This window comes from Nostoc sp., assembly GCF_036917535.1.
Taxonomy (GTDB): Bacteria; Cyanobacteriota; Cyanobacteriia; order Cyanobacteriales; family Nostocaceae; genus Nostoc.
In genome coordinates this window covers 1-25,949 of the sequence record NZ_JBALDA010000073.1, presented here as the reverse complement: position 1 = coordinate 25,949, position 25,949 = coordinate 1, and the positions used below count along the sequence as shown (strand labels likewise).

Here is a 25,949-nt window from a genome sequence, read left to right as displayed (position 1 = left end):
TGAATTAGCCATCGCTGCTTTTAATCAAGCACTCGAAGTATATACCAAGAGCGCCTTTCCAGTAAATTGGGCAACAACGCAAAATAATCTGGGGAATGCTTACCGTGACAGAATATTAGGAGAACGAGCCGAGAATATTGAATTAGCCATTGCTGCTTTTAATCAAGCACTCGAAGTTAGAACCTTGAGCGCCTTTCCAGTAAATTGGGCAACAACGCAAAATAATTTGGGGAATGCTTACCGTGACAGAATATTAGGAGAACGAGCCGAGAATATTAAATTAGCCATCGCTGCTTATAATCAAGCACTCGAAGTATATACCAAGAGCGCCTTTCCAGTAAATTGGGCAATGACGCAAAATAATCTGGGGAATGCTTACTGTGACAGAATATTAGGAGAACGAGCCGAGAATATTGAATTAGCCATCGCTGCTTATAATCAAGCACTCGAAGTTAGAACCAAGAGCGCCTTTCCAGTAAATTGGGCAATGACGCAAAATAATCTGGGCACTGCTTACGGTAACAGAATATTAGGAGAACGAGCCGAGAATATTGAATTAGCCATCGCTGCTTTTAATCAAGCACTCGAAGTTAGAACCAAGAGCGCCTTTCCTCAATACCATGCAACAACTTTGTTAAATCTCGGCAGGTTATACCAAGACGAAAACCAGTTTGACTCAGCTTATAATACCTTTGTTGCAGCAATAGAAACAGTGGAAGCTTTGCGGCTTGAAATTGATTCTGGCGAAGAAGCTAGGCGCAAACAAGCAGAAGAATGGAACCAACTTTATCGCAGCATGGTAGAAGTTTGCCTGGAGTTCTCTTATATCACACCGGAATTAGGTTATATCACAAAAGCAATTGAATATGTTGAACGTAGTAAAACCCGCAATTTAGTTGAACAAATTCTTAAACGTGACTCTAAAACCATCTTCCCTCCAGAAGTATTCACTCAATTAGAAACATATAGGGATGAAATAGCCGTAGGACAATATCAAATCCAAAATGGCAAAGCTGAAAATCCTAAAGTCCTTGCACAACATCTACAAAATTTGCGAAAGCAGCGTAATGAATTGCAAAACCAATACTTACCTATTGGTTATGGTTTCAAATTCGACTCCTTCCAAGGTTCTTTGGATGAGCATACAGCCATTATTGAGTGGTATATTCTCAACGATAAAATTCTGGCGTTTATTGTCACAAAACAAGGAGAGCTAACTGTTTGGCAATCCCAATCAGAAGACCAAGAAGCTTTGTATGATTGGGTAAATCAATATTTGCAGAATTACTACGGTCAAAAAGACCAATGGCGAAATAACTTAGGGGAAGCACTCGAAGAATTAGCTTTGATTCTGCATATTGATGAAATACTAACCCAGATACCAAAGCACTTCGATAAACTTATCCTAATTCCCCATCGATTCCTGCATTTGTTCCCCTTTCATGCACTACCAGTAAATCAAAATTCTAAAAATTCGTCTTGTCTTCTGGATTTATTTGCTGGTGGTGTGAGCTATGCACCCAGTTGTCAACTACTGCAACAGGTACAACAGCGACAACGCCCTGATTTTCAATCCCTGTTTGCGATTCAAAACCCCACAGGCGATTTAAACTATACAGATTTAGAAGTACAAGTTATTCAAAGCCACTTTAAGCCTGCCAACGTCCTGAAAAAAACAGCAGCGACACTCACAGCAATCGATAATTCCGACTTAAATATTTACCATTGCGCCCACTTTAGCTGCCACGGGTATTTTAACTTAACAAATCCCGGTAAATCAGCCCTAATTTTGGCAGATGCGCCTATCGCAGACACACCAACAAAACCCGACTCCGAACGTTACCTGAATTTACGAGCAAGAGAAACCCACGATTTAGAAAAATGCCTAACTTTAGATAGAATATTCAGTCTCAAATTAGAAAAATGTCGCCTCGTCACCCTTTCCGCTTGCGAAACTGGATTGATTGATTTTAAAAATATCAGTGACGAATACATTGGTTTACCTAGCGGTTTTCTATTAGCTGGGAGTAAAGCTGTAGTCAGTAGTTTGTGGACTGTCAGCGATTTATCTACAGCGTTTTTGATGATGAAATTTTATGAAAACCTGCAAACAATAAATAGTGTCTCTATAGCACTCAATCAAGCGCAGCAGTGGCTGCGAAATTTAACAACCGAGAAATTTGAAGCATTATTAAGTCAATATCAGCCACAAATAGAAGAAATTTTTGCTCAACTCCCAGAAGAAAAGCATCCAGTAGCAAGAGCGATATTAAAAAGAACCTGTAAACGTAAACCCCACCCTTTTGCAGCACCATTTTACTGGGCAGGATTTACAGCTACAGGGCTTTAGGATTCAGGTTTGGCAGTTTCACAAAATTGCTTCTTCCCAATTTTGGCAACATAAATTACCACTGGAGTTGCCAGGGCTACGGGAATATTACCACTTGCTGCTAGAGTGGCGATCGCTGCTGTCAATACTTCCGTCATCAAGTCGTCAAACTCTTTCTGACAGATGATTTTGCTGAGTTTTTGGGCTAAATTGTCTAAATAATTTGAATCTCCTCTCAAGCTGACTTCTGTATCGGTTGTCTCAACAGCAATTAACTGTGCTGCTGCTTCCAGATTTCCTTTACACTCTTCTATGGCATCCAAAGCTGCTAAAGCCTCTGGACTATCCGCCAACTGACTGCGAAACTGAGTAATTTCCTCTGGTGTAATGGTAATCATTTAATAGTTTTAACCAGTCAATAAATATATGAAGCATTCGGTGATTATACATCTAATCCCTAATCTAAAGATATGGCGATGTCTGGGACAGGCTACGCCTACGCCCCTCATACGATATCAACAGTAAGGACAATTTTGCTGTGCGATCGCCCATTTTCGACAACCAGAAAAATTCACGCAATTTTAGGTTGATATGCGATCGCTCGTTCGAGTCAAAACCTCAAACTATCAGTTAAATTCAGTTTCGCAGAAAGCTTTTAACAAATCAATACAATTAGCGATCGCTCCTAAATGAGTAATTTCATAACCGTGGGTATTTTGTGTCGGAAACGCCAAACACGCAGCACGCCCAACATGACCAAATTTCATTGCAATCGAAGCATCACTACCAAACTGACTTAGTATCGTTAGCTGCACTGGTATATCAATTTGCTTGGCAGATTGGCGCAGTTGTCCATTTAACCCCTCATCATACATTCCATAGGCATCTTGAGATAAAAGTACAGGACTTTCGCCATCTTTAAGCGGATATTCCTCAGATAACGGACAAATTTCTAAAGCAATCAACGCATCCAAACGCTGATTTTGGGTGAAAAATAGCGCCCCAATTGCTCCTACTTCTTCTTTCGCCGACGCTACTAAATAAACATCGACTACTGGCTGTTTGAGATTTTCAGCCAAAGCTAGCAAAATCGCCACAGAAGCTTTGTTATCTAAAGTGTAACCAGCAATATGATCCTTTAACCGAATTGGACGCTTGCGATGTTTGCCAACCACCATTCTAGTTCCAGGTCGAATACCAGCTGCTTCTAATTGAGCAGATGTCAGCTTCGTTTCAATCCAGGCATTTTCCCACTTCACAGTAGTATCTTCCTGCTGCACTTTTTGGGGCGATTCGTGGGAAACGTGGCGGGAACCAAAGCTGAGAATACCGCTAATGGTTTCGTTATCTCCCAGTAAATCGACAACGCCTTCGCCATAAACCCACGGAAAAGAACCGCCAAGCTTGCGGACTTCCACACGACCTTCATTACCAATACTCTTGACAATTGCGCCAATTTCGTCTTTGTGTCCCGTGATCGCGATCGCTCGGTCTGGATTTTTTCCGGGAATCTTGGCAATAATATTATCAGCGCGATCGCACCAGACTTCCACACCCAGCGCCGCAAATCGTTGCATTAACAACTGATTAATCTCAGCTTCTGCACCACTAGGGGAATGGTGCATGATTAATTCTTCAATAATTTCAAATAAGCGATCGTAATTCGACATCAATACAGTTAGTTTAGTTTTCAACTGTTGTATGAGACAATTGTGCATCAAAAACCCGGTCTGCTGTCATCAATGCTGACCTTTTTTGTTGACGCTTCAGCACTCCTACCGCACCAAAAGCACCAAGGGCTAAAATCCCCAAGTTAATCGCAGGTTCAGGAACAGACTTAGCCTCAATCGCCGCTAATGCAGTGTCTGCTATCACCTTATGAGCAGCAGTTGTTGGGTGAAAACCGTCCCAGACGAGAAACTTGTTATTACCTGGGTTACATATATCTAGCCTAGATAGACAAGACTCGGTTACATTCGTAAAACCTAATGCACTTGCCTGATTAAATAAAGAATAAATATCAATAGAGATAATGTTGAGATTTGGGTTTTGGCTCAAAGCACTCACAGTTGTTGCTAAACCCAAGTTAAACTCACTACTCGATTTGCTAAGGGTTGCAGAGTCGCGACCATCGATTTTAGCTGCTGGTAGTTTTCCCAAATCTGGCAAGTTAAACACCAAAATATTTTTTGCGCCGATTCCTACCAGAGTATTCAACGCCAGGGATATATTATTGATTGGCGTGGTTGAGTCTTTAGAGTCAAGAAAAAAGAAGTCATTCGCACCTCCCCACAATGTATAAAGTGCATTTGGGTCAGCGGTTTGATTATTTGCTTGCAGAGTTCCAGCGAAACCAAGAACTTGTTTGAGTACTCCCGGTAAATTTTGATTGGGAAGGACAGCGTTATCTAAACCAGAACTAGCACCACCGAAAGCAAAGTTTATCCCTTGGGTAGGAGGTGTGGAAGGAATAGTAGTTAATAAAGTAGGTTTTAAACCTAGCTGCTCTCCAAGATAATCTACCCAAAGCCGCCCATCGGAAAAACGTCCATCAAAGTAAGGTGGGCTTTGAGGGTATGTTTTCCCGCTAGCATTGTATATATTGCCTGTATCGGAAAGACTATCACCAAATACATAAAGCCGATCAAAACTCAGGGCCGAGGCTTTAGTCGGCAACATGAAAGAAAATAGAACAAATCCTGCTGCTACAGCTTGCTTTTTCATATTTGTTTTACCTGTAGTTTTTTTAATTTGTTTAAAAGCAATGAAAAGGCGATAGTTTAACAACTTAGTCTTTTAAAATATAGCCGTAGTCACACAGGTTAGGACATTTTGAAAAGGTGAATGCTAGAGTTAGCAATAGTTTTACCTCCTGCCTCCTGCCCTCTGCCTTCTGCCTCCTGCTATAATTCAAAACTAAGTACATCTATTTAGTTAATTTACGTTGTTTTACTTAACTATGCCTCAAAAATTCATCAAACACAGGTAAAAACTCTTAAAATACTTAAATTTACATTTTCTTGATAAAAATAGGTACATTACAAAGAAATCGCGAAATTTGTATATTCAAGGGCGAAATTGGCCACTTTTATGCCACAGAGACTAACTGCAACTAAATTAGGTAGACCATCGTAGACATAGCTTTAACTTTGCTTTAATTTCAAAGCTTCAGTAGCCGATACACCCTCACCCTGACTGCCGAAATACCACAAAGCCGTAGCAGCCTCAGCACGAGTTACTGGTTTTTTGGGTTGAAACAGAGTCGTATAACCAAATACCCGCCGAATATTCGATTGTTCGCCATTCTGGTAATCTGACAGCACTGCTCTTAAAGCCTTAGAGTCAATTTTTGCCGCGTCTTGGAAACCCCAGGTTTGTTTAACCGCATCTAAGTTAGCAGAAGGTAAAGCTTGGCGAGTATCTAAGGGTAATTTCCACAAGAGCAACTGTTCCCGCGTTAGAGGTGCATCAGGACGAAATAAAACGACTGTAGAATCTCCAGATAAAGGACTGGGAATTAACCCAGCTTCGGCTAATCCCTGAATTGCTGGAAAATCAGGATCTTTTGCCGACACATCACTAAAAGCTGGTTGAGTGCTTTCTGATGCTAAGCGAATTTGTTTAGCCGGATTCTTGGCATATACAGCATTGTTAGCAGCAATTAGCCAACGAGCGTATTCTCGATGTGTAACGATTTTACCGGGTTCAAACTGGTTAGTTGTGTTAGTAGAGTTGCTCTTAGTTGTGTTTGCTTCTGTAGATAAAACACCTAATGCAGCCAAGTCTTCGATATGTTGCCGCAATTCTGGCGATACCTTATTCAGATCGTTAAATACTTGAGATTTATTTGTCGTGGCTGTAGGGATTGTTTGGTTATTAGTTGTACTTGGTGGCTGTGCTGCCAAGTTTGTGGGTAGTATTGGGCCAATGAACTGTGAATTTCCCGGTTGGGGAACAGCGTTAGTAGTTTCGTTAGGATTTGTAGTTGAGGTAGGTTGTGGCGTTGCAGTACTATTCGGTACGTAATCAATCAGTAATTCAGTGGCTGTTTGGGGTTGATTAGGTGTGGCGTTAGTAACTGATTTGGGCTGAATGGAAACCTTCAACAGCAAATCGTGGCGACGTGCCTCAAAAGATCCTCCGGCATCATCTGTCGGCTGTTGTAAAATCTGCCAGTTATTTGTTTGAAACTGACTGCGATAAAAGCTAGCAATAAAATTACTGGGGTCAGAACTTAACCAACGAGTTGAGATTTTGTTTTCTGAGCCACTAGCAGGTGTAACTTCCTGTAGTTTGGCATTGGAATATAAGGGTATGTCTTTAGGAAAATCAGCTGGTAACTGAACTGCTGATTCATTTTGCTGTGCTTGCGGTTGATTACCTTGAGATTCTCCAAAGACAACTCTATCGCTTTGCAGTTTCGGATCTGCCGCCAAAGATTCTTCAAGGTTTTTGGCGACTGGACTATTAGCACAGGCTGTTAACGAAGTGAGTAGAACAGCCCAAATTAGAAATACAGCTGGACGTTTACAGAAAAGCACAGGAAATCACAAATTGAGTTTCAATTCCTACCCTAGCGTAGACTGTCCATTAAATGGGAATGGAGAATGGAGAAGAGAAGAGACAAGGTAGACAAGTCAGAGGGGGGAGACAAGGAGAGAAGTCTGAGCGCCGGCTTTTGGCGTTGGCGCAGCCCGCCGTAGGCATCAGAACTTCAAAGAAAGACTTGTTCAATAATTCTTTGTTATCCCCTCGTCTCCCCTACTCTTTTCTGACTATATATATCACCAAAAGACACTACCGACTCACTACGTCTTCTTCGTAAATGTCTATGTTGGTGATATCTCCAAAAATGAGTAAACGGTAGCAAAAGCTACCGTATTGTCTTCGTTTTACAGCCATTAGGTTTTGATAATTCCTATGCTTATTTATAGAGTTCCCTAAAATTTTGGAAAACTAACATTTTTGGTAAAAAACATAAATAAACCTGAAATCATTGCTAGATAAGAGTTTTATGAGTTGGAGTTCGTAACAAGGACTTTAGGATTTAGATGAGGACTAGAGCCACTGACTACAAACCGATCAATACTATATTGTGAACCAATTTTTTAGAGAGTTATCTAAACATTCAAGTTTTAGAGCAGATAGCTGATTGATAACTAGCTAGCAAAAGCTTGAATCTACTTCCAGATGCACTAATTGTAATGCGATCGCCAAGCAACTGAAGTGATAAACTAGGAATAAAGCTCCCCTTAGCCTCATCCAAAGAGGGGAATAGATCGAGTTCACTAACACGGGCTGACAATCGATTTTGGAAATTATTCATCTGACGATGGTAAGGTGAGTAAGGCAATATCTGGAAAATGCCAGTGTTAAACAATTCCAGGAACTTAGCGTAAGTTCGTTATTCTTGGCGACTGGGGTATAGGTAAAGCATGCACTGGCGGTTGAGAAAACCCTCTACAAACTTGGTCTGAACAGTTAACAGCTTCCTGATATATTATATACAATAAGTATCTGTGTTTTCTTGGGCGATCGCTTGCTCAAAGCGAGTACCCAAATTAACATGGATCTGCACTAACCGATTTGACATAGTATTAAACCTTTCACCTGCTGGCTCTGGGAAAATTTTTGATTCAGGGTAAATTAAGACTTATATTCAAGGAGCTTGGGTGTTTTTTGGAGATAAAGTTAACCAAAAGGGAGTAAAAGGCTGAAAAAGGTATGTCTGATGTCAAAAACGCACATCGGATAGGAGTATGAAAATCTAAAATAGATATTAACAAGAAAAAACAATGACCATCGACAACCGTCAGTTCTTAATTTACTCTCTGTAAAGCGTCACCGGCTTGTTACCAGTGCTGAAACACGATTACATGCAAGTTTCCCAGGATCAGCCTATTTATTCTGAAGCACCACTCCAGCTGTTACTGTTTGTTGATGGACGCCCCAAGTCCCGTCAACAGGTGCAGCGAATACGTGCTTACTTAAAAGAATTGCAGGCTGAGTATAGTTTTGAACTTCAAACTATTGATGTTGGTCAACAACCTTACTTAGCAGAACACTTTAAATTGGTAGCAACGCCAGCTTTAATCAAAATTCACCCGGAACCACGACAGGTTTTGGCTGGGAGTAATATCATAGCGCAATTGAAAAACTGGTGGCCTCGTTGGCAAGCCGCTGTAGACGCCTATTTGAAATTACAGGAAGACTTACAAGAACGGATAGACGATAATGCTAGGGTGACATCACCCAAATCCACTATCCGTTCAGTTGCTGTTTCTGCCGAACTTATTCGACTCTCAGACGAAATTTTTCGCTTAAAACAGGAAAAAGATAACCTCCAAGAGCAGCTACAGTTTAAAGATCGGGTGATCGCTATGCTGGCACACGATCTCCGCAATCCCCTAACTGCCGCCGCGATCGCCATCGAAACTCTCCAATCCAATTACAATTTAGAAACAGGCCAATTTCAGCGCCTCAAACCATCCTTGACGGCGCATCTATTAAAACAAGCCCGTAATCAAACTAAGATTATTGATCGGATGATTGCCGACCTTTTGCAGGTAGGTCGTGGCAAAGATAGAGAATTTCCTATATTACCACAAAAGGTACAGCTAGGTAAACTGTGCTTAGATGTACTAGAAGAATTGTGCGATCGCTACACCGCTAAATTCCAAAAGGTCGAAACAGATATTCCCAATGACTTACCTTATGTATATGCTGACCCAGAACGCATCCGACAAGTGCTAGTAAATCTGTTGGATAATGCCATCAAATACACCCCAGAAGGTGGCAAGATTAGCATCGCCGGATTGCACCGCACTACCCAAAAAGTTCAGTTTAGTATTGGCGATACTGGGCCTGGTATTCCTGTAGAGAATCGCGATCGCATCTTTGAAAACCACTTTCGCCTGCAACGGGATGAAGGTACAGAAGGTTACGGCATTGGCCTTTGTTTATGCCAACGCATCGTTCTGGCACATTATGGCCAAATTTGGGTGGATTCTGCGCCCAATAACGGAGCATGGTTTCACTTCACACTGCCAGTTTATCCTTCTTAGGTATTGGGTATGGGGCATTGGTAAAAAAACTAGCAACACTTAATGACAAATGACAAATGACAAATGACAAATGACAATTAAGAACTTGAGACAAAGCGATCGCGTCCTCCGGCTTTTGCTTGGTAGAGTGCTTTATCTGCCAGCACGATCAACTCTGAAGGTGAAGATTCCCAAGTCGGGACAACAGTTGCCACGCCCATACTGAGAGTGACGTGCTGACTCACCGCAGAATCGTCATGAATAATTTGCAAATCTTTGATTCCCGCTTGGATCGTGGCGGCAACGTGAAGTGCGCCAGATGCAGGAGTGTATGGCATAATCACAGCAAATTCTTCGCCACCATAACGCGCTACTAAATCCTGATGTTTTTGTGCCTTAAGACTTAAGACAGCACCCACCTTTTGTAAACATACATCCCCTGCCGGATGGCCATATTTATCATTATAAAATTTAAAAAAGTCGATATCACACAAAATCATTGACAAGGGAGATTCTTCTTGTGCGAGATTAATCCACTGAGTATTGAGATAATCGTCAAAGCGGCGACGATTAGCCAACTCAGTTAAGCCATCTACATTGGCAAGGTGATGCAAAGCTTGGTGTGCTGCCTCTAATTGTTTGTATACTTGCGCTTGCTTTAGCAGTCCGTGCAACCGCTGGCGTAATACAGGCCAATGAATTGGCTTAGTGACATAATCAGTTGCCCCTACTTTAAAAGCATGGTTTACGGATTCTTCATCGTGCAAGCATGTGATCATCAATATGGGAGTGCGCTCCCACATCTGAGAGATCACAGTATTGTTAATATCCAAGTCAGTATCAAAGGTTGCAACAGCTGATTTTAAATTATTCTTAGCAATCTGGCGCAAGTGCCTACAGCAGGTAAAGCCATCCATCACAGGCATTAGAGCATCTAGCAAAACTATATCCGGTTTGATAGTTTGGTAAGCATCTAAACATTGCTTACCATCATTGACCTCGACCACTCGATAATCTTCTTGCTCCATAAATTTACGCAAGAATACTCGGATATCTTTGTCATCATCAGCCACTAGAATCAGTGGCTGTTGCTTAGTATGAACAGAAGATGGGTTTATGCCTGACATGAGTTGCCTTCCACTTGCAAGACTATCCTGAAAAAGTCTGTGCAACTTGATCGCATGGGGGCGATCGCTGTTTTCATCAATGCCAGGATTTGCGGCAAAGGTGTGTCTGGCTTCACAATCAACTGTTTTTTGAAAATAGACTGCTCAATGTTGTTGGGCCAAGCAAGCGGTAGATAAATAAGTTGCATAGACAATCTGTAATTGGAACATGAAGGCAATTGCTAGCTTTTTGTTCAGCGATGATTATGGGAGGAAGTGTTACTTTTATATTTCCCTATTGTTAAAGTCAAATTACGATTTTTTTGAAAATTACAAATACACACCTTATTCTTTAGTTGTGTAGTTAGTTGAGAAACCTAGCGATCCAGAGCAAGGCAATTGCCAAAGTACCATCAGAAGATAGTTAATACTAAATACTAATATCGCCTGACTGAAATTTCTTGAGTCTTTTCAACAAGGCTTGGTGAGATTTAGTATAATTACATAAGATTGAGATTAAACTTAGTTTAAAGCTTTATTTTCAAGCGACTCTATAACAATCTCGTTCTAGCCATAAATCCTTCAGAACTACAGTTTTGCAGATCATACTCAATTCTGTTTTAAACGAATGAGTGCTATCAAACCTATTGACATTCGCTAAATCTTTAAAATGCCAGACTCATTAATGTATCAGCAGGATAATTTTGTTGTTCTCGAAACAAATCAACCAGAACAATTTATGACACTATCAGAGTTATTAGAAAAGCTCAAAACAACTCTTCAACAACTCTTAATTCAAGATTTGCCGCCTGACTTGCAAAAATTTGATACTGTGGAAGCTCAAGCACAATATTTACTTGACACTAGCTGCAAATTAGATATTAGCCCTGGGCAATATTTACAGTGGTACGCAGTTCGTTTAGAAAAGTAAGTTTTTGGATAAGTGCTTAAGAGAAGTCCAAAAAACTTTAAGATTTTAAGTAAAAGTTGCTGCTCAGATTCCCGACTTCTTGAAGAAGTCGGGGATGTAAATCATGGTTAAGGGAATTCCAAAAAGAATAATTAGGGTTTGCTGAAAAAGTCTTTTTGTGGAGGCAGGAGGCAGGAGGAGGAGAATTAAAAACTGCTTTTCAATCTCTCTAATCTGAAAAAGTGATTGATTTTTAGATATATCTAGCCTTTTTTCTGGAACCTTATTCACTTTTTACCCTTCTGAATCTATTGATTTATCAGAGTTTTCGCTTTATTCAGCAAGCCCTAATTACTAATTCATAATTCATAGTTAAAGACAACTGTACAGTAGGCCACACACTTATCAAAAATTTAGTGTTAAACAAAAGAATGGAGGTACAGGAGCTACCACTAATTTTAATTATGAATTATTAATTATGTTGACTGTTGTAAAAATATGGGTAACAACAAGTCATAAAGGAATGAAGTTTGGGTAAGGATAATTTTTGCTCTTGACTATTGACTACTGACTAGTGATTCTTTTTGAGTATTGATTAGCGCTAGCTCAATTGTATTTTCAGATGGCTGCGTTATTTGAATTTCCAATCCAGGTCCAAAATAATTGGTCATTTTTTCATGCTTTTTTTGCCACACATCAATTGGTATTAGTGGTGAATCAAATTCTAAAATTAGGGCATAGCTCCCATTAACTTCTGTTTCTCGTAACCCTGTGACTGTTGGCCGTTCCTGGTCAGTAGGACTCAAGCCCAGAAAAGAAAGTGTTGTATCTAGATGAGCATCTTGACCGTAGCAATATCGGGTGATGTCTTTGCGAATTTTATTTTGCGTATCAGTTGCTTGCTGCTGGCGCAGTATCAATGCTGACGGTGACGTAGTTTGGGTAAATGGTACTGGCTTAAGTTCATTAGCTTTTAGTGCCAGCCCTCCCAATAATAGAGGAATCCCGTAAAAAAATCCGACAAGATTGAGTGTGGCATTATTATCAGCATAGGCGACAAAGCCAATGATGGTTAATATGCTACCGATAGTTAGACCGAGTGTTCCTAAAGAGATTTGGCGTAGCATGAGCTTAAATTAGTATAAAGTCTGAATACCTTAGTTTTATTATCATCGGCTATGAGCAACAAATTAGGAAAGAACATCGTCCCCAAGCGCTAGTATTCAACTAACCCTAAATTGCCATATTAAGGCGGTTAGAAACCGCACGCCAGTTGCTAAAGAGCCGGAAGGGAACACACCAAGAGCGAACAAGTCACGTCGCTACGCTCCGAATTCAAAATTCAAAATTCAAAATTCAAAATTCAAAATTAATGATCCCCATAAATACAGCAGATTTTAACTTTGTGAGGTACAAAAATACCCCACCCGCGTTATCGCGCACCCTCCTTTGCTAAGCTACGGTGTATACACAAGTCAAATTACCCCCCTTAATCCCCCCGATGTATTGGGGGGAAATGAGATTTCCGGTTCCCTCCCCTTCACAAGGGGGAGCCACTGCGTTGGGCGGCTCCGCCGACTTGAAGCATGTGGCGTTAGGGTTAGGGTGGGGTAAAACCTGTCTTCTTGAGCTATTTTCAGACTTATGTGTACACCGTAGCCTTTGCTAAGGGGAGGGTTGAAAAGGAGTGTAGCTCATGTAATTGCAAAACGCTGTAAATTCAGGGGCTTGTATACTAAAGCGTTTTCGGTCAGGCATTGTCGCCCAAAGTACTGGCTTCGTTTAAACGAGATTTTACCCACCTTTGTCTTTATGATTTTCAAATACTCAATTTTTCCTTAGTCTACATTCGCGCAGCATCTTCTAGGAAAGGCAAGTGACTCTAAGTTGACTACTAAGGGCGTATAGTGTCCCAGAATATTAGATTTTGAGTTAACTTTAAATTTAAAGGTAGTTAAAGATAGGAAAATAATAATGGATCTACAAACTATAAAAGAACGAATTGTGGCAGTTCAAAGTAAACGCGATTACCTATTAAGCTTACTGGAGCAACCAAACTTGGGAACTTTGAGAATTGACGTAAATCAGGCTTTGGAAGAACTGGATGAACTAATTGATGAATTTACACGTACCATTCCGGTAGAGTAAAATTTATCAAAAATTACGTCGGTTTAACCTCAACTCCAGGCTAGATCGACGTTATTCAGTAGTGTCATGTCTTCAAATCCCCAGAATTGAACTAAGCCTGAGTTGGCGAAGCAATAATCACTGCATCATTTATCCTGCCACTGAACTATCTCCGGCACGTTGACCCAGTTGCCTAACTAAGGCAATAAGTTCGCTTGTCGGTACATCTTTCTTGCAAACGTCGTCAAAGCTAGACATTGCCTTTGTACCGTCAAAATTTACATCTTCCACTGATGAGTAAGCAAGTATCTGAGTATTTGGAGAAATCGCTTTAATGTGACTAGACGCACTCCACCCATCCATGACTGGCATCTGTAAATCTAGAACAATTACGTCAGGATGGCAACGTTTAACCATTTCTATAGCTTCTTCACCATTACTGGCTAAACCTACTACTTGAATATTTTCTTGGCAAGAAAAAACCAACTGTAAGGTTAAGCGAGTCAATTCGTGGTCATCAACTACTAAAACACGCAAGGTAGAAAGCTCGCACGATAACATTAACATTGAGGGGAAAGACAAATTTATTTAGAATAACCTCTCTAGTTTATGAAAACATGTGCCAGCACTAACTCTATCCTATGGTTGAATAACTTGTGTGAATTTATGATGATAAACAACTTAGACAACTGTTCAAAAAATTCAATTTTTCCAAAAAAACTAAGTTGAGTTAGTTGTCAAGTATAAGAACTTATTTTTTAATCAATCAGGTTGGGACTATACCAGTTGAGCGTAATGCCATGTTCATGAGAATTTTTTGCGAATTAGCTTCTGGAGAATCATCATAAGGACGCCGTTGAATGTAAGTCCCATCAGCTTGTAATTCCCAAGCTTGGCGATTATCTGCGAGCATAATTCCCATAATTTCTTGCAAATCTTTAGCAATATCTGGGTCTTTTACTGGGGTAATTACTTCGACTCGGCGATCCAGGTTGCGGCGCATCCAATCAGCACTGCCGATATAGATTTCCTCCTGTGTGTTGTTATGAAAATAATAAATCCGAGAGTGTTCTAAAAAGCGACCGACAATACTGATAATGCGAATGTTTTCACTAATGTCTTTAATTCCTGGACGTAAACAACAAACACCCCTAACAATTAAGTCGATTTCCACTCCGGCGCGGGAAGCTTCATATAAAGTGCCGATAATTTCTGGATCGACTAGGGCATTCATTTTGGCGACAATCCGTCCAGAAAATCCATTTTGAACATTTTCAATTTCGCGACGAATTAGTGCTAAAAAGCGATCGCGCATATTCACAGGCGCAACCAGCAACTCTCGATAAGATTTTTGTAGGGAATATCCTGTTAAGAAATTAAATAAATCTGTGATGTCAGCACCCAATTCGTCACGGCAACTAAACAATCCCAAATCTGTATACAATCGTGCTGTTTTAGAGTTATAGTTACCAGTCCCAATATGCACGTAGCGACGTATCCGGTCTTTTTCGCGCCGTACCACCATCACGGTTTTACTATGGGTTTTTAGCCCGACTAAACCATAGACGACATGAACTCCAACTCTTTCTAGTCGTTTTGCCCAGTAAATATTATTCTCCTCATCAAATCGCGCCTTTAATTCCACCAGCACAGATACCTGCTTGCCATTTTCAGCAGCAGCAATTAAGGCGTTGACGATGGGCGAGTCACCAGAAGTCCGGTAAAGGGTCATCTTGATGGCTAACACATTCGGATCGTAGGTGGCATGAGTGATAAAGCGCACCACTGTAGCCGAAAAGGATTGATAGGGATGGTGTACTAGTAAATCCTTTTCCCGAATTACAGCAAAAAAGTCTTTTCCTTCGTCCGTCTCTAGCGTATCTGGGTCTAAACTCGGTTCTCTGAGCCTTTGCAAGCGTAACGGTACAACAGATTGGCGTGGTGGATCTTTGAGTTCCGGCAGTGGCAAGGCCATAAAAGACATCAAATCCCGCAGACCCAAAAGACCATCAACCTCGTAAACATCACTTTCTGTTAATTCCAAATCATGCAATAATCGCGATCGCACTATTTCAGGAGTCTGGGATTGAATTTCTAGCCGGACTGGACTACCACCCAGCCGCCGTTTTCGCAATTCCTGTTCGATCGCTAACAACAAATCATCTGCTTCATCTTCTTCTAAGACCAAATCGGCATCACGAGTAATGCGGAACGGATGATATTCTTGAATATTCATCCCTGGAAATAGAGATTCCAAGTTATGAGCGATCGCTTGTTCTAAAGGTACTCCAGTCCAATGGGCAGATTTTTCGCTGTTCTGATCTGCCAACTCAGGCGGTATCGGTAAAAATCGTGGTAGAACACTAGGGACTTTGATTCTGGCAAAGAATTCTTCTTCAGTATCTGGGTTTTTGACGACAACTGCCAGATTTAGACTGAGATTAGAAATAAAAGGAAAGGGATGACTAGGATCAACAGCCAGAGGAGTCAAAACTGGAAAGATTTGTTCCTCAAAATAGCTGTTAAGATGAGTCCGTTGCTTTTGATTCAAATCTATGTAATTCAGAATATAAATGCCATGACTTACTAGTAGAGGACGAAGTACTTCCTCAAAATGTTGATGCTGTTTCTGAAAGTGGGGAGTGAGGGTAGACCGAATATCATCTAGCTGTTGTTGTGGTGTGCGACCATCGGGAGTTAACAGGCTAACTTTTGCCTCTACTTGTTGCTTTAAGCCAGCAACGCGCACCATGAAAAACTCATCTAAATTAGAGTTAAATATTCCCAAAAACTTAAGACGTTCCAGAAGTGGGGTGCGATCGTCACAGGCTTCATGTAATACTCTGGCATTAAATTCTAACCAGCTTAACTCCCGGTTAAGATAATATTGTGGATCGCTGAGATTGATGGGGGTAGCGCTTTTCTTAGATTTTGCCATAATGACCTAAAGGCAGGCAGAAGTAGCCCATTTAACTGGGGGACAATAAATATAGTAAGTTAAATGGGGCATAGATGCGAAGCAGCTTTTCTCGGAGTAGGAAAAGGGAACTTCATTTATCCTTAGTTTCCTTTGTTGTGGCAAACGGCAATTGCAGATTTTGGTCGTAGAGGAAATCTTTGTCAATCGTGATCTCGCGTGTGGGCAAGTTACTGTTATTTGTGATGCCATCTTGAGGCGGGATTCGCAATGTATACTTACCAAGCGGAACTGCATCTAGACGATAAAGACCAAATTCGTCACTTGCAGATGAAGAAATTCTTTTACCCTCAGCATTGATGACTTCTACCTCTATTCCTGGTATTGGCTTACCTGCGGCATCTGTAATTCTTCCTGCTAAACCATATTCTACTCTGACAGGGAAATCTAACTTAGTAACAGCAGAGCTTTCCACCTTAGCGACGATCGTACTTTTCTTTACAGAAAGTTCCACAGGTAATCCTTGTGGGTCAAATTGAACTACATATACACCTTCTGGCAAATTACCTACGAAGAAATTACCTTGAGAGTCAGTTACAGTTCCACCGACGCTTTGACCTTGTTTATTAATTACTTGGATAGTAGATTCACTTAAATTAAAACCTTTCTTTGCTCCTTCTATGACAATTCGTCCAGCGATCGCACCCTTATCTTTACCAATAGAGGTATACTCCGAAGGAGTCATTCGCCCACCTATAAAAGATAAATCTGATACTAATGAGATAAACAGGCGATCGTCACCGATACCACCAAAAATGTTTTTAATCCTAGAAGGGATGCCCTGATATTCAACTCTAGCGAACAAACCTGGTAACACACGCATACTAGCACCAATCACTGGGCCAATATCTCCATCTCTATATCCTAGTCCGATGCGCCAACTTAAGTTTGAGAAGTTACTGGCATTACGATTGAGAGTTACAGTGTAACGAGTAGGCAAGTCACCGCCAGATTCAGTTTCGAATGATAGTAAATATTCTCTACTTAGATTATAGCTAAAGTCTGTTGTATAGATATCACTAACAGCGCTTAAAGCCAGACTGCTATTCTGTGTTGGTCGATAATAAGCATTGAATAAATAACGTCCGTTAAAATCAGGCGCGCCTCTTAAAGATAAGTTAGAAAATGGACTGAATGAAAAAGTGGGCAAAATGTAACTGGTTGAACTCTTCTCATATTGCCGATTACGGGCTACGACTCCCAGAGTCAAAGTATTACTAAAAGTATACTTAGCTTCTATACTATGGTTATAGCGATCGCGCGATTGAGTACTATATAAATAACCAGCAGGATATAACTCAGAATTGCCGAAAATTTGCAAGCGATCTAACTGGAAATCTAAGTTAGCTGTATAGCCAAATTCACCGCTAGAAGTGCCAACACTAGCAGCTATAATTACTGGATTTATTAATCGCCAAATAAAACCTGCTTGTGTTTGTGTTCTATCAGAAAGTACTTGCACTGAACTTTCCACAGTCAAGTCATTGGAAATTCCCTGACGCGCTTGAAAAAATCCAGCAAGCTTACCTGAGTCAGCGTTAACAAAATCATCAAATAAACTTCTCTGAATATAGTTACCACTTAAACCAAAACCTGCTAGTTGGGTGCTTCCGCCAGATGGTAATAATAAATCAGAAGCTCTCAGTCTTAAAGTACGAATTTCTCTAGGTATATTTAGGTTATTACGATCAAAAACTAACAATTGAATGTCATTGGTTTGACCAGCAGGTAAATTGACATCTACAAATTCGTATTCTCCACTCAGTCCTACTTGCTGTTGAGCAACTATAACTCCACCAACTCTTAACTGTACAAAACTTGCTGGAGCAACTCGACCGTTAAAGCTTTGTACAGGCTGGGATTGTCTGGATAAAAGTTCAGTTGCACCATAGCTTGCATTAGCATTAAATCTATTTAAGGGGAGATTGGTATGACCAACTTGGAATCCAGTCAGATCAATATGTGACAATAAGGGATGTAAGCCGATTTGTTGACGACCAATCTGATAGAGAAATTGATTTGAGCGTTTAAAGAAAAAGTATTCAGCAATCTCCGGCTGGTTAATAAAATCGTTCTCGAGACGTATACGCCACGAACCGCCAGCTAAACGTCCTCCAAAAAGAGTAGAACTGTGCCAGCCTGAATTTCCAAAAGTATTAGTAAAATTTAACTCTTGCCTTAAGTTTGATAAACCACTGCTAGGAGGTAAAGCTTCAGGTTGGAGATCAGCAGCCTGAGTGCTATATTGCCCATTATTTCTTCGCCAAGGCAAGTCAACTATTAAAGCTGCATCTGAGGCTTTTAACTCAATAGTTGTCGCTAGTTTTGATTTTAAAACTGCATCACTAATATAAGTAATGGTGTTGATTTTCTGAAGTTCATTCGATGTCAATATAACTTGACCAGCAGGCGTTTTAAGTTTTGTATTGTCACCAGAGTTTTCAACAGTAAAGCCAGCAACTTTTGCAAAATCAAGTAATGGAATTAATAAAATGTTTCCCTGTTGTATAATATCTAAATTACCAACTTCTTGGTCATTAATAATTATTCCCAATAATAATTTTTGTGTATCTACAGCTTTATTTTCGGCAAAATTATTGGATACAGGATAATTTTTTACTACTGGGTCTGTTGACTTTGTGGGCGACTCACCAAAAGCTGAATTTTTTGTGGTTTGGGCAATTAGCTTTTTAACAAGTTGTTTATTGACAGAGCTTTCAGGTGTTTTATATAGAGAAAATTCAGCAGGTAGGGTTTCTGGTGGGGCGATCGCTGCTGCAACGATCTTGTTTATGTTGTTTGTGTTCTTAGTATTGGCATCTAGTAGCTTTGCAGAAGAGAAATTCGTGGGCTGTGCGATCGCGACTGTTGCGGGAGGTGTTGGATTATGGTAGAGCATATTTGAGCACAAAAGTTTCTATAAGTAGCCAAAAAACTTTTTTGGCTACCAAATCATTCCTAGAAAAGTGACAATTAATTTACTTTAAGAATTTGAGCTTTGGAAGCTGCAAAATCTATTTACGGTGAAGAGAATTGATCAGATTTTTACCACCTGGCTTATTTCCAGACTGGTTATTATTAGCTGCCGTAACTGTGAATGGAATACCTTTATCAATTGGTACACCACTCAATTCCCCATTGATATCCAAGACGTAGTTTCCAGGGGGTAGAGTTTTAGTAATAGGTAGGTGGAGTTGACGAGTATTATTAGGTAATACTGGTAATGATGGTAATGAGCCTACATCTAATACAGATTTTGGTAATTTTTCTCCCGGTTTACCTGTATTAGCTATGGGTTTAGTAGCTTCAATACCTGGATATTGAGCAGCAGGCCAAATAGCATACTGACCACTTAGGCGTACATAAGCATTACCTTTGTTAGTAATATCAAATACAGCCTTAAGAGCATTCGGTTTGGCATCGACAGTAATAGAATTGAGGACACCAATTTTTTTAATCTCTCCCACATAACCATAAATTACTACCCCTAGCTGTGCATTTACCCTCACTCCTTGAGATGATTTGATCGGGGAAACTGGGGAAACCTCTTGGAGATAAAGTACAGCACGGTGTTCACCTGGTTGGGGTTGAACTTTAGGACGAATAGCAAAGCGTATGGTTTGAGCGCCCCCAGGTGGAATTGTAAATTGAGAGGGTGTAAAAACTATCCACTGATCTAAAGATTGCTCATTAGAAGCAATGTCTTGGGCTTTATTATCTTCATTCATTGCCCAAGATTTGACAGTGGCTTTCAGCGTAACTGGTTCAGAAGCAAGGTTAAGAACGCGAATAGTTTCAGTGCGTGTCTTATTACTATTAATTTTGACTTCCAATCGAGGTGGAGTGACACCAATATTAATCGCTGAAGCAGAAGGTATACTTATAGCCAAAGCTCCTAGTAAACTTAAAGCTATTTTGCTGAATTTTTGTAAAGTTGGGATTGTGTTTTTCACTTTCATATTTCACATCACTAAAAAAACTAACGTCGATTAACTGTTACTGCCACATTGCCACCATATAAACCTGCTGACTGGGCTGTTGAAAGATCCATTTTCAATCGAAATCCCCCTTGCATTAAAGCTGTGTTGCTATTTTGATCGCGGGAAATTTCGATGATGGGTAATGGTTCTACCACTACTTGAACTGCTGAATTAGAACTCTGAGGATTACTGACTGCATTGTTGCGTCCATTTTCAGCCTTCATTTCATAGGTGGCATAGAGAAAACCCACTTGGTCTATAGGCACGCGCATTTGCCAGAAGTTGGGAAAATCACGGCTGATAAAGGTATTAAAGCCCAAAGGAGATAGCAATTGTTGTGGATTGGCGACAGACTCACTTTTAGCTACAGGTACAATGTCTGATGCTGATAAAGGAGGAATAACGAGTATTTGAGGAGTAGATAACTGATTAATATTTGTAGGTTCAGCAATTCTCAAGAAAGACTGCCCTAAAGAAGGAGGCTGTGGCGATACTAAAAGTGTTATGCTTATAAAAAAGCAATTAATAATTTCAGTCCATAGCTTCTTTCGTGTTACTAGATTGCTGTCACCCTGTTTACATTTATCTGGCATTTGGCATCAATCTCCACCATCCTTAAAAGACATCAAATTAAATTTACTGATGCAGAGTTCAACCCCAATCCACGATAATTAGAGTAAACACTGTGTAAATCTTGTTAAATATTAGGTAAGGCTAAGGGTAGATGAAAAATCTATTGATATGATTAATCTAAGAACCTTAGCCCTGATTAACTAAAATTGCTGAATAAAGGGATAAAAGTGTAATCAAAATGCCAATTCCAATACCTGTTATCCCTCAAACAGCAATACCAATTAGTTAGCTGTAGCCGTGATGTTAATATCTGCACCAGTATATGAGCCTGCTTGAGCAATGCCATTTCCAGGCACGTCTACGGATAAATTAACGCCACCAACGAAAGGAGTAACTAAGCCAGGGACACTAGCAGAGTTTGGATTAGCAGAACCACCGGTCAGGCTTGCTGTCGCACCGCTAGCACCTGTGAGGGTAGTAGTTCCAGGTGCTACGCTGACAGAAATGCCCTGGCCACGAGGGCTGTTAGACCAAACTGCAAACACTTGAGGTATTGTCTTAGTCACTGTGAGATCTGTGCCATTAGTATTGAATGGAGAGGTAGTATTAAGTCCACTGGTGGTTGAATTTGCTGTACCACTTTTATCGCTACCGTAAGATCCACTTCCATTTGCAGTGAATGTCTGTGCAGATAAGTCTGCGGTTGTAAGGTCTAAATCAATTTGGCTGACAGTCCGCAAGTAGAGAACTTCGGGAACTGTAAGAGTAACAGCAACGTTATTTGTAGCAGCAACTTGAGCATTTGCAGGTGCACAAATCAGATTATTCAAGATGCTAACAAAGGCTGATGTAGCAGCGAAAACTACTAAAAATCTGGTCTTCATGATGAAAAATTTCTCCGTAATATTGTGTCTGTGTGAATTTAATTTGAGCTTGAGGCAATCTCAATATCTCGTTAAGCAAACAAATTTGATTTGTGGTTGATATCCAAGAAATAAAATTCCAGTAAATTTACTGTTTATTAATCTTGGTTTACACATTGTTTTATGGCTGTTGTCTTACAAATCACCTCCTTGTTAAATCACCCACAATTCTGTGCCGTTAGTCCCGTTCGTAGCAGTGAAGAACAGCCGCGTACCAACGACAGTGAGCTTGGCGGGGTTAGCAATTCCTGTAGTGTAAATATTGCTAAATCTCCGCGTACCAGAAACTGTGCCGTCGCTGCTCCACACTTCCCTGCTGCTACCATCAGAAGCCGCAAAATACAGAGTGCTATTGAGATTGACGAGACTAGTAGGAACACTATTATTAGGCTGGTTATTAGAATCGTTACCAGCCCAAATATCTTTAACTAGTACTGTGTTGTTATCAGTACCATCTGTTTTCCAGAGTTCGAGACCACTTGTTGAGCCATAAGTCACGAAGTATAAGGTATTACCAACGGCAGTCAAATCGGTAGGGCCAGTACCAATATTTGGTGCTTGTGTAGTGTCATTCTTAACTCTTACAGTGCCGTTAACTGTGCCGTCACTTTTCCAAAGTTCTGGCTGAAAGTTATTGTTATATTTGACAAAGTACAAGGTATTGCCAACAGCAGTTAAGTACTCTGGTGGTACGCTGTTGTTACCAGGTGTGGCATCTTTAACCAAACTAGCTGCTCCAGCTTGATACTTCCAGACTTCAAATCCGCTCGTACCATTGTTGGCAGTAAAGTAGAGGGTACTGCCTATAGAAGTCAGGCTGTTTGGCGATGAGCTAAGTGTTCCTGTCCTGATGTCAATAACTTGTGTTCCGTTTTGAGTCCCATCACTTGACCAAAGCTCAGTCCCATAAGTGGGGTTATTGGCTGTGAAGAACAGCTGACCATTGACATTGGTGAGATTCGATGGTTTAGAACTATTGACACCAGAGTAGATATCTTTAACAAGCAGAGATGTTGTGCCGTCATATTCCCATAATTCCTGACCATGCGTGCCATCATCAGCAATAAAGAAGAGTTTATTACCAACAACAGTAAGATTAGTAGGGTTAGAACTGCCAGAATTAGGATTAATATCACTAACTATTTGGGCTTGAGTGCCATCGTATACCCAAAGTTCTCTACCTTTGACTCCATCATTAGCACTGAAGTAAAGCTTGTTGTTGAAGACAGTCAGATTAGCTGGGTTAAAATTGCCAGAATTAATATTAGTCAGGCGGGTAGTATTAGCTACAGTACCATCACTCTTCCACAATTGAGAGCCAGTACTACCATTGTTGGCAGTAAAGTACAAAATATTACTTGCTACTGTCAAATTGCTGGGGTTGGAACTACCAGAACCGGAGTTGAGATCAAGCATCCTGGCTTGAGGATACCCAGACAAGTCTAAGGTGTAGTAAGTGTTGGCAGAACCAGAGGTGTAAACGCGAATGTAATAAGTTCCAACCCCCAAATTGGCGTTTATAGTTTCATTCGTATTCCCTGATTGAGCGGATGTTTGAATTACACTAGCGTTGCTATCCAACAGTTGCACATCAGCATTGTCAATCAAGCCACTGAGGGTGAGATTGAATCCACTATTGGTATTAGACTTGAAAGTGTAGTAATCAACAGTGTCAATATTACCCACAAAATCGCTGAAAGTTTGGGAACTATTTAAAGTACCAATATCTTTCGCTGTAGATAAGAAATTAGGAGCTTGATCTGCTGCTATGGCTTGAGCAGAAGTACTAAGAGTGTAGTTTGTCGCTACCCCTGTAGCAGGAGTAACGAGAGCGTAATAAGTACCTGCATTCAAGCTGCGCCGAATGGTATCAATAGCAGTTCCAGATTGATTGGAACTTTGAATATTATTACCGTTAATATCTAGTAGTTGTAAATCTGCATTTCCTGTTGCTGGTGCTAAGGTAAAGTTAATTAGAGCAGCAGAAGTTAAATCAAAGCGATAATAATCTTTATTGTCAGATGAATTAACAAAATCTGAGTAGCTGTTAGTAGTTAATGGATTAATATTGCGAGCAGCTCCTAAAGTATTACCCGCATTATCTACTGGGTCTGAAACCAGCGAAATCTGCAAATTATAGTTAGTAAAACCTGATGTTCCCTGAACTACACGAATGTAGTATGTTGTTCCCTGATTAACATTGGTGCTGATAGACTCTGAAGCAGTGCCAGATTGAAGAGAACTGCCAAGAATTGTCCCTGAAGAGCTAAGTAAGTATACATCGGCATTATCCCCTAAGTTATTTAGGTTAATGCTGAGATTCCCGTTGTTATTTAATTGAAATTTGTAATAGTCATTATCATCTACAACTGCACCAGTACTACCTACAAAATCAGTGGTATTATAACTGCTGATTGTACCAATATCGAATGGGCTTGTAAATGTATTATCAGAGCGGTAACTTTCTAAGATGGTTTCAGATGAGAGACTGAGATTGTAGTTTGTATTACTCCCACCAAAACTGTTTGAGTAAACTTGAGCATAGTAAGTGCCACCAGCTAAGTTAGCACGTATTGATTCTGGGGTAGTACCTGACTTAGCAGAGTTATAAATAGAAGTGCCAGAACTATTGAGCAATTTTAAATCGGCGTTATTGCTCAAACCATCCAAGCCTAAAGTAACAATACTGGAACTACTAATAGTAAATTTATAAGTATCAAAGGTATCAGAGCTACTAAGAGAATTTTGAAATATGCTGGCGGTGCTAGTGAGAGAACCACCAATATAAGATGAAGATGTTGTATCTAAAGCCGTAGCTGTCGTACTTCCTGGATCAGGGAATCCTGAATAAGTTGCCATAGTTATTTATTATTTTCTGTAAAGCTCAAGCACATATACTGGCTACTACAAATTATTCATAGCAATGCAAAATAAGTTTATTACTGTTAATCGAGCACCAATTTTAAGTACCAGATCAGGAAGTTCTTGCAAATATCAAGTTGCTCATTTTTTCTAACAACTTATAATTTTTGTAACAACTTTATAGATTCATCTACAAAATAGCTGTTGCTATTGGGAATTAGGCAAAAAACACCGATAAAATAGCCTCAAACGTATATCTCAACGGGTTTTAACATCGTTTTACTTGGTTTGTTGATATATCTGGGTTTCAGGCGTTTTCGGGCATTTAGTGTATTTCCTTTACCCCGCAAGGGTTTGAGGCTTATTTATTCCTCAAAAATGTTTAAGTCCCGCTATGAAATTTTTAATCTTCTTTTGCATTTCTCTTTCAAACTTTATTGCAAATAGAATTTAACTCTTAGGTAAAAGATGATGCCTGCGTAAAAGTACTTAATTTATTTAGGCTAATTGTTAAAAAACTAAATTATTTATAAAAATAATTTTAGTATAAAAATTTTTCAGTTCTATCCTGATTAAAAGTATTTTCAAGGAAAGTAATCAACAATACCATATCTGTTTTCTTCTTTGCTAACTCGCTTAACCAAAGTATTTTTCGCGGCATTGCAATATGTTTCAAGCTACCGTCGCCGTCTCGTACTTTGGTATACTACTATTACTGGTATATTACTACTACTGCTTGCCAGTAGCCTTTATTTATACGTCCGCAGTACACTATTAAACAGATTGATGATACCCTTAAACATGCTAGTGGATATAGTGGAGCGCTGTCTAATAACCAGCCGTTGTGCGTCTACACTGATATTTGAGCCAATTAATACTGATGCAGATAAATTTCGCATTTAAGTACAAGATTTTTGGCAACTCTAAAGATTAAATTACTCAATTCCTCTATCCAAGACGACTATCAGATTCTTCTTCTCCGGCAATGCCAGCTTTCCCTGCTCACTCAGGGATGGATTATTTTTTACAGGACTTACGCAACTGGCACAGGGTGATCGCAATATTATAGTACCTAAGTACTATATAAAAGTTGTATACTTAGAGAGCATAGCTGAAATT

At 40.1% G+C, this 25,949-nt stretch carries 19 protein-coding genes; 4 read left to right on the top strand and 15 right to left on the bottom strand.

Annotation, left to right across the window (positions count from 1 at the left end; translation table 11 throughout):
* Nucleotides 1-2,350, top strand: a 2,350-nt coding sequence (locus tag V7K56_RS23475) for a CHAT domain-containing protein (protein WP_334914102.1), incomplete at its 5' end; no start/stop codon positions are given.
* On the opposite strand, the gene V7K56_RS23470 is transcribed toward V7K56_RS23475, so the two are convergent.
* From V7K56_RS23470 to V7K56_RS23450, 5 genes are all read right to left on the bottom strand, one after another.
* Nucleotides 2,347-2,727 (bottom strand): hypothetical protein, encoded by a 381-nt coding sequence (locus tag V7K56_RS23470; protein ID WP_334914099.1) that lies wholly within the window; start codon nucleotides 2,725-2,727, stop codon nucleotides 2,347-2,349. The two genes, V7K56_RS23475 and V7K56_RS23470, sit on opposite strands and share 4 nt — an antisense overlap.
* A 228-nt stretch (nucleotides 2,728-2,955) precedes the next feature.
* A complete protein-coding gene (locus V7K56_RS23465) occupies nucleotides 2,956-3,999 on the bottom strand; it encodes a M42 family metallopeptidase (protein ID WP_334914104.1) in 1,044 nt (347 codons plus the stop codon).
* Nucleotides 4,000-4,012: 13 nt separating this feature from the next.
* Nucleotides 4,013-5,053, bottom strand: a complete 1,041-nt coding sequence (locus V7K56_RS23460) for an SGNH/GDSL hydrolase family protein (RefSeq protein ID WP_334914098.1) — start codon at nucleotides 5,051-5,053, stop codon at nucleotides 4,013-4,015.
* A 419-nt stretch (nucleotides 5,054-5,472) separates the two neighbouring features.
* Nucleotides 5,473-6,870 carry an S-layer homology domain-containing protein gene (locus tag V7K56_RS23455; RefSeq protein ID WP_334914096.1) on the bottom strand — a complete coding sequence of 466 codons (1,398 nt, stop codon included), beginning with the start codon at nucleotides 6,868-6,870 and terminating at the stop codon, nucleotides 5,473-5,475.
* A gap of 587 nt (nucleotides 6,871-7,457) precedes the next feature.
* On the bottom strand, nucleotides 7,458-7,709 hold the full coding sequence (locus V7K56_RS23450) for a hypothetical protein (protein WP_334914094.1): 252 nt from the start codon (nucleotides 7,707-7,709) through the stop codon (nucleotides 7,458-7,460).
* A gap of 478 nt (nucleotides 7,710-8,187) precedes the next feature.
* On the opposite strand from V7K56_RS23450, the gene V7K56_RS23445 reads away from it, so the two are divergent.
* Nucleotides 8,188-9,393, top strand: a complete 1,206-nt coding sequence (locus V7K56_RS23445; protein WP_334914092.1) for a histidine kinase — start codon at nucleotides 8,188-8,190, stop codon at nucleotides 9,391-9,393.
* 77 nt (nucleotides 9,394-9,470) lie between these two features.
* Here the strand turns inward: V7K56_RS23445 and V7K56_RS23440 are convergent, their stop codons facing one another.
* Together V7K56_RS23440 and V7K56_RS23435 are read right to left on the bottom strand one after the other, a co-directional pair.
* On the bottom strand, nucleotides 9,471-10,499 hold the full coding sequence (locus tag V7K56_RS23440) for a PleD family two-component system response regulator (RefSeq protein ID WP_334914090.1): 1,029 nt from the start codon (nucleotides 10,497-10,499) through the stop codon (nucleotides 9,471-9,473).
* Nucleotides 10,487-10,687 (bottom strand): hypothetical protein, encoded by a 201-nt coding sequence (locus V7K56_RS23435; protein WP_334914088.1) that lies wholly within the window; start codon nucleotides 10,685-10,687, stop codon nucleotides 10,487-10,489. Before V7K56_RS23435 ends, V7K56_RS23440 begins: the two co-directional genes overlap by 13 nt.
* Nucleotides 10,688-11,148: 461 nt before the next feature.
* On the opposite strand from V7K56_RS23435, the gene V7K56_RS23430 reads away from it, so the two are divergent.
* A complete protein-coding gene (locus V7K56_RS23430) occupies nucleotides 11,149-11,409 on the top strand; it encodes a chlororespiratory reduction protein 7 (RefSeq protein ID WP_334914086.1) in 261 nt (86 codons plus the stop codon).
* Between the two features lie 536 nt (nucleotides 11,410-11,945).
* Here the strand turns inward: V7K56_RS23430 and V7K56_RS23425 are convergent.
* Nucleotides 11,946-12,515 carry a DUF2854 domain-containing protein gene (locus V7K56_RS23425; protein WP_334914084.1) on the bottom strand — a complete coding sequence of 190 codons (570 nt, stop codon included), beginning with the start codon at nucleotides 12,513-12,515 and terminating at the stop codon, nucleotides 11,946-11,948.
* 847 nt (nucleotides 12,516-13,362) lie between these two features.
* Here V7K56_RS23425 and V7K56_RS23420 point away from each other — a divergent pair.
* Nucleotides 13,363-13,536: a hypothetical protein gene (locus V7K56_RS23420; RefSeq protein WP_094348556.1), complete on the top strand. Its 174-nt coding sequence runs from the start codon at nucleotides 13,363-13,365 to the stop codon at nucleotides 13,534-13,536.
* Nucleotides 13,537-13,665: 129 nt separating this feature from the next.
* Here the strand turns inward: V7K56_RS23420 and V7K56_RS23415 are convergent, their stop codons facing one another.
* From V7K56_RS23415 to V7K56_RS23385, 7 genes are all read right to left on the bottom strand, one after another.
* The gene (locus tag V7K56_RS23415) at nucleotides 13,666-14,082 is read right to left on the bottom strand and encodes a response regulator (protein ID WP_334914081.1); all 417 of its coding nucleotides are present in this window, start codon (nucleotides 14,080-14,082) and stop codon (nucleotides 13,666-13,668) included.
* Nucleotides 14,083-14,281: 199 nt separating this feature from the next.
* Nucleotides 14,282-16,453, bottom strand: a complete 2,172-nt coding sequence (ppk1, locus tag V7K56_RS23410; protein ID WP_334914079.1) for a polyphosphate kinase 1 — start codon at nucleotides 16,451-16,453, stop codon at nucleotides 14,282-14,284.
* A gap of 112 nt (nucleotides 16,454-16,565) precedes the next feature.
* Nucleotides 16,566-19,391 (bottom strand): carboxypeptidase regulatory-like domain-containing protein, encoded by a 2,826-nt coding sequence (locus V7K56_RS23405; protein ID WP_334914077.1) that lies wholly within the window; start codon nucleotides 19,389-19,391, stop codon nucleotides 16,566-16,568.
* A gap of 115 nt (nucleotides 19,392-19,506) precedes the next feature.
* Nucleotides 19,507-20,445 (bottom strand): fimbrial biogenesis chaperone, encoded by a 939-nt coding sequence (locus tag V7K56_RS23400; protein ID WP_334914075.1) that lies wholly within the window; start codon nucleotides 20,443-20,445, stop codon nucleotides 19,507-19,509.
* A gap of 26 nt (nucleotides 20,446-20,471) precedes the next feature.
* Entirely contained in the window at nucleotides 20,472-21,065 is a 594-nt protein-coding gene (locus V7K56_RS23395; protein WP_334914073.1) for a hypothetical protein, read from the bottom strand.
* Between the two features lie 261 nt (nucleotides 21,066-21,326).
* Nucleotides 21,327-21,929: a hypothetical protein gene (locus V7K56_RS23390; RefSeq protein ID WP_334914071.1), complete on the bottom strand. Its 603-nt coding sequence runs from the start codon at nucleotides 21,927-21,929 to the stop codon at nucleotides 21,327-21,329.
* Between the two features lie 192 nt (nucleotides 21,930-22,121).
* Nucleotides 22,122-24,827 carry an ELWxxDGT repeat protein gene (locus tag V7K56_RS23385; protein ID WP_334914069.1) on the bottom strand — a complete coding sequence of 902 codons (2,706 nt, stop codon included), beginning with the start codon at nucleotides 24,825-24,827 and terminating at the stop codon, nucleotides 22,122-22,124.
* Between the last annotated feature and the right edge of the window lie 1,122 nt (nucleotides 24,828-25,949).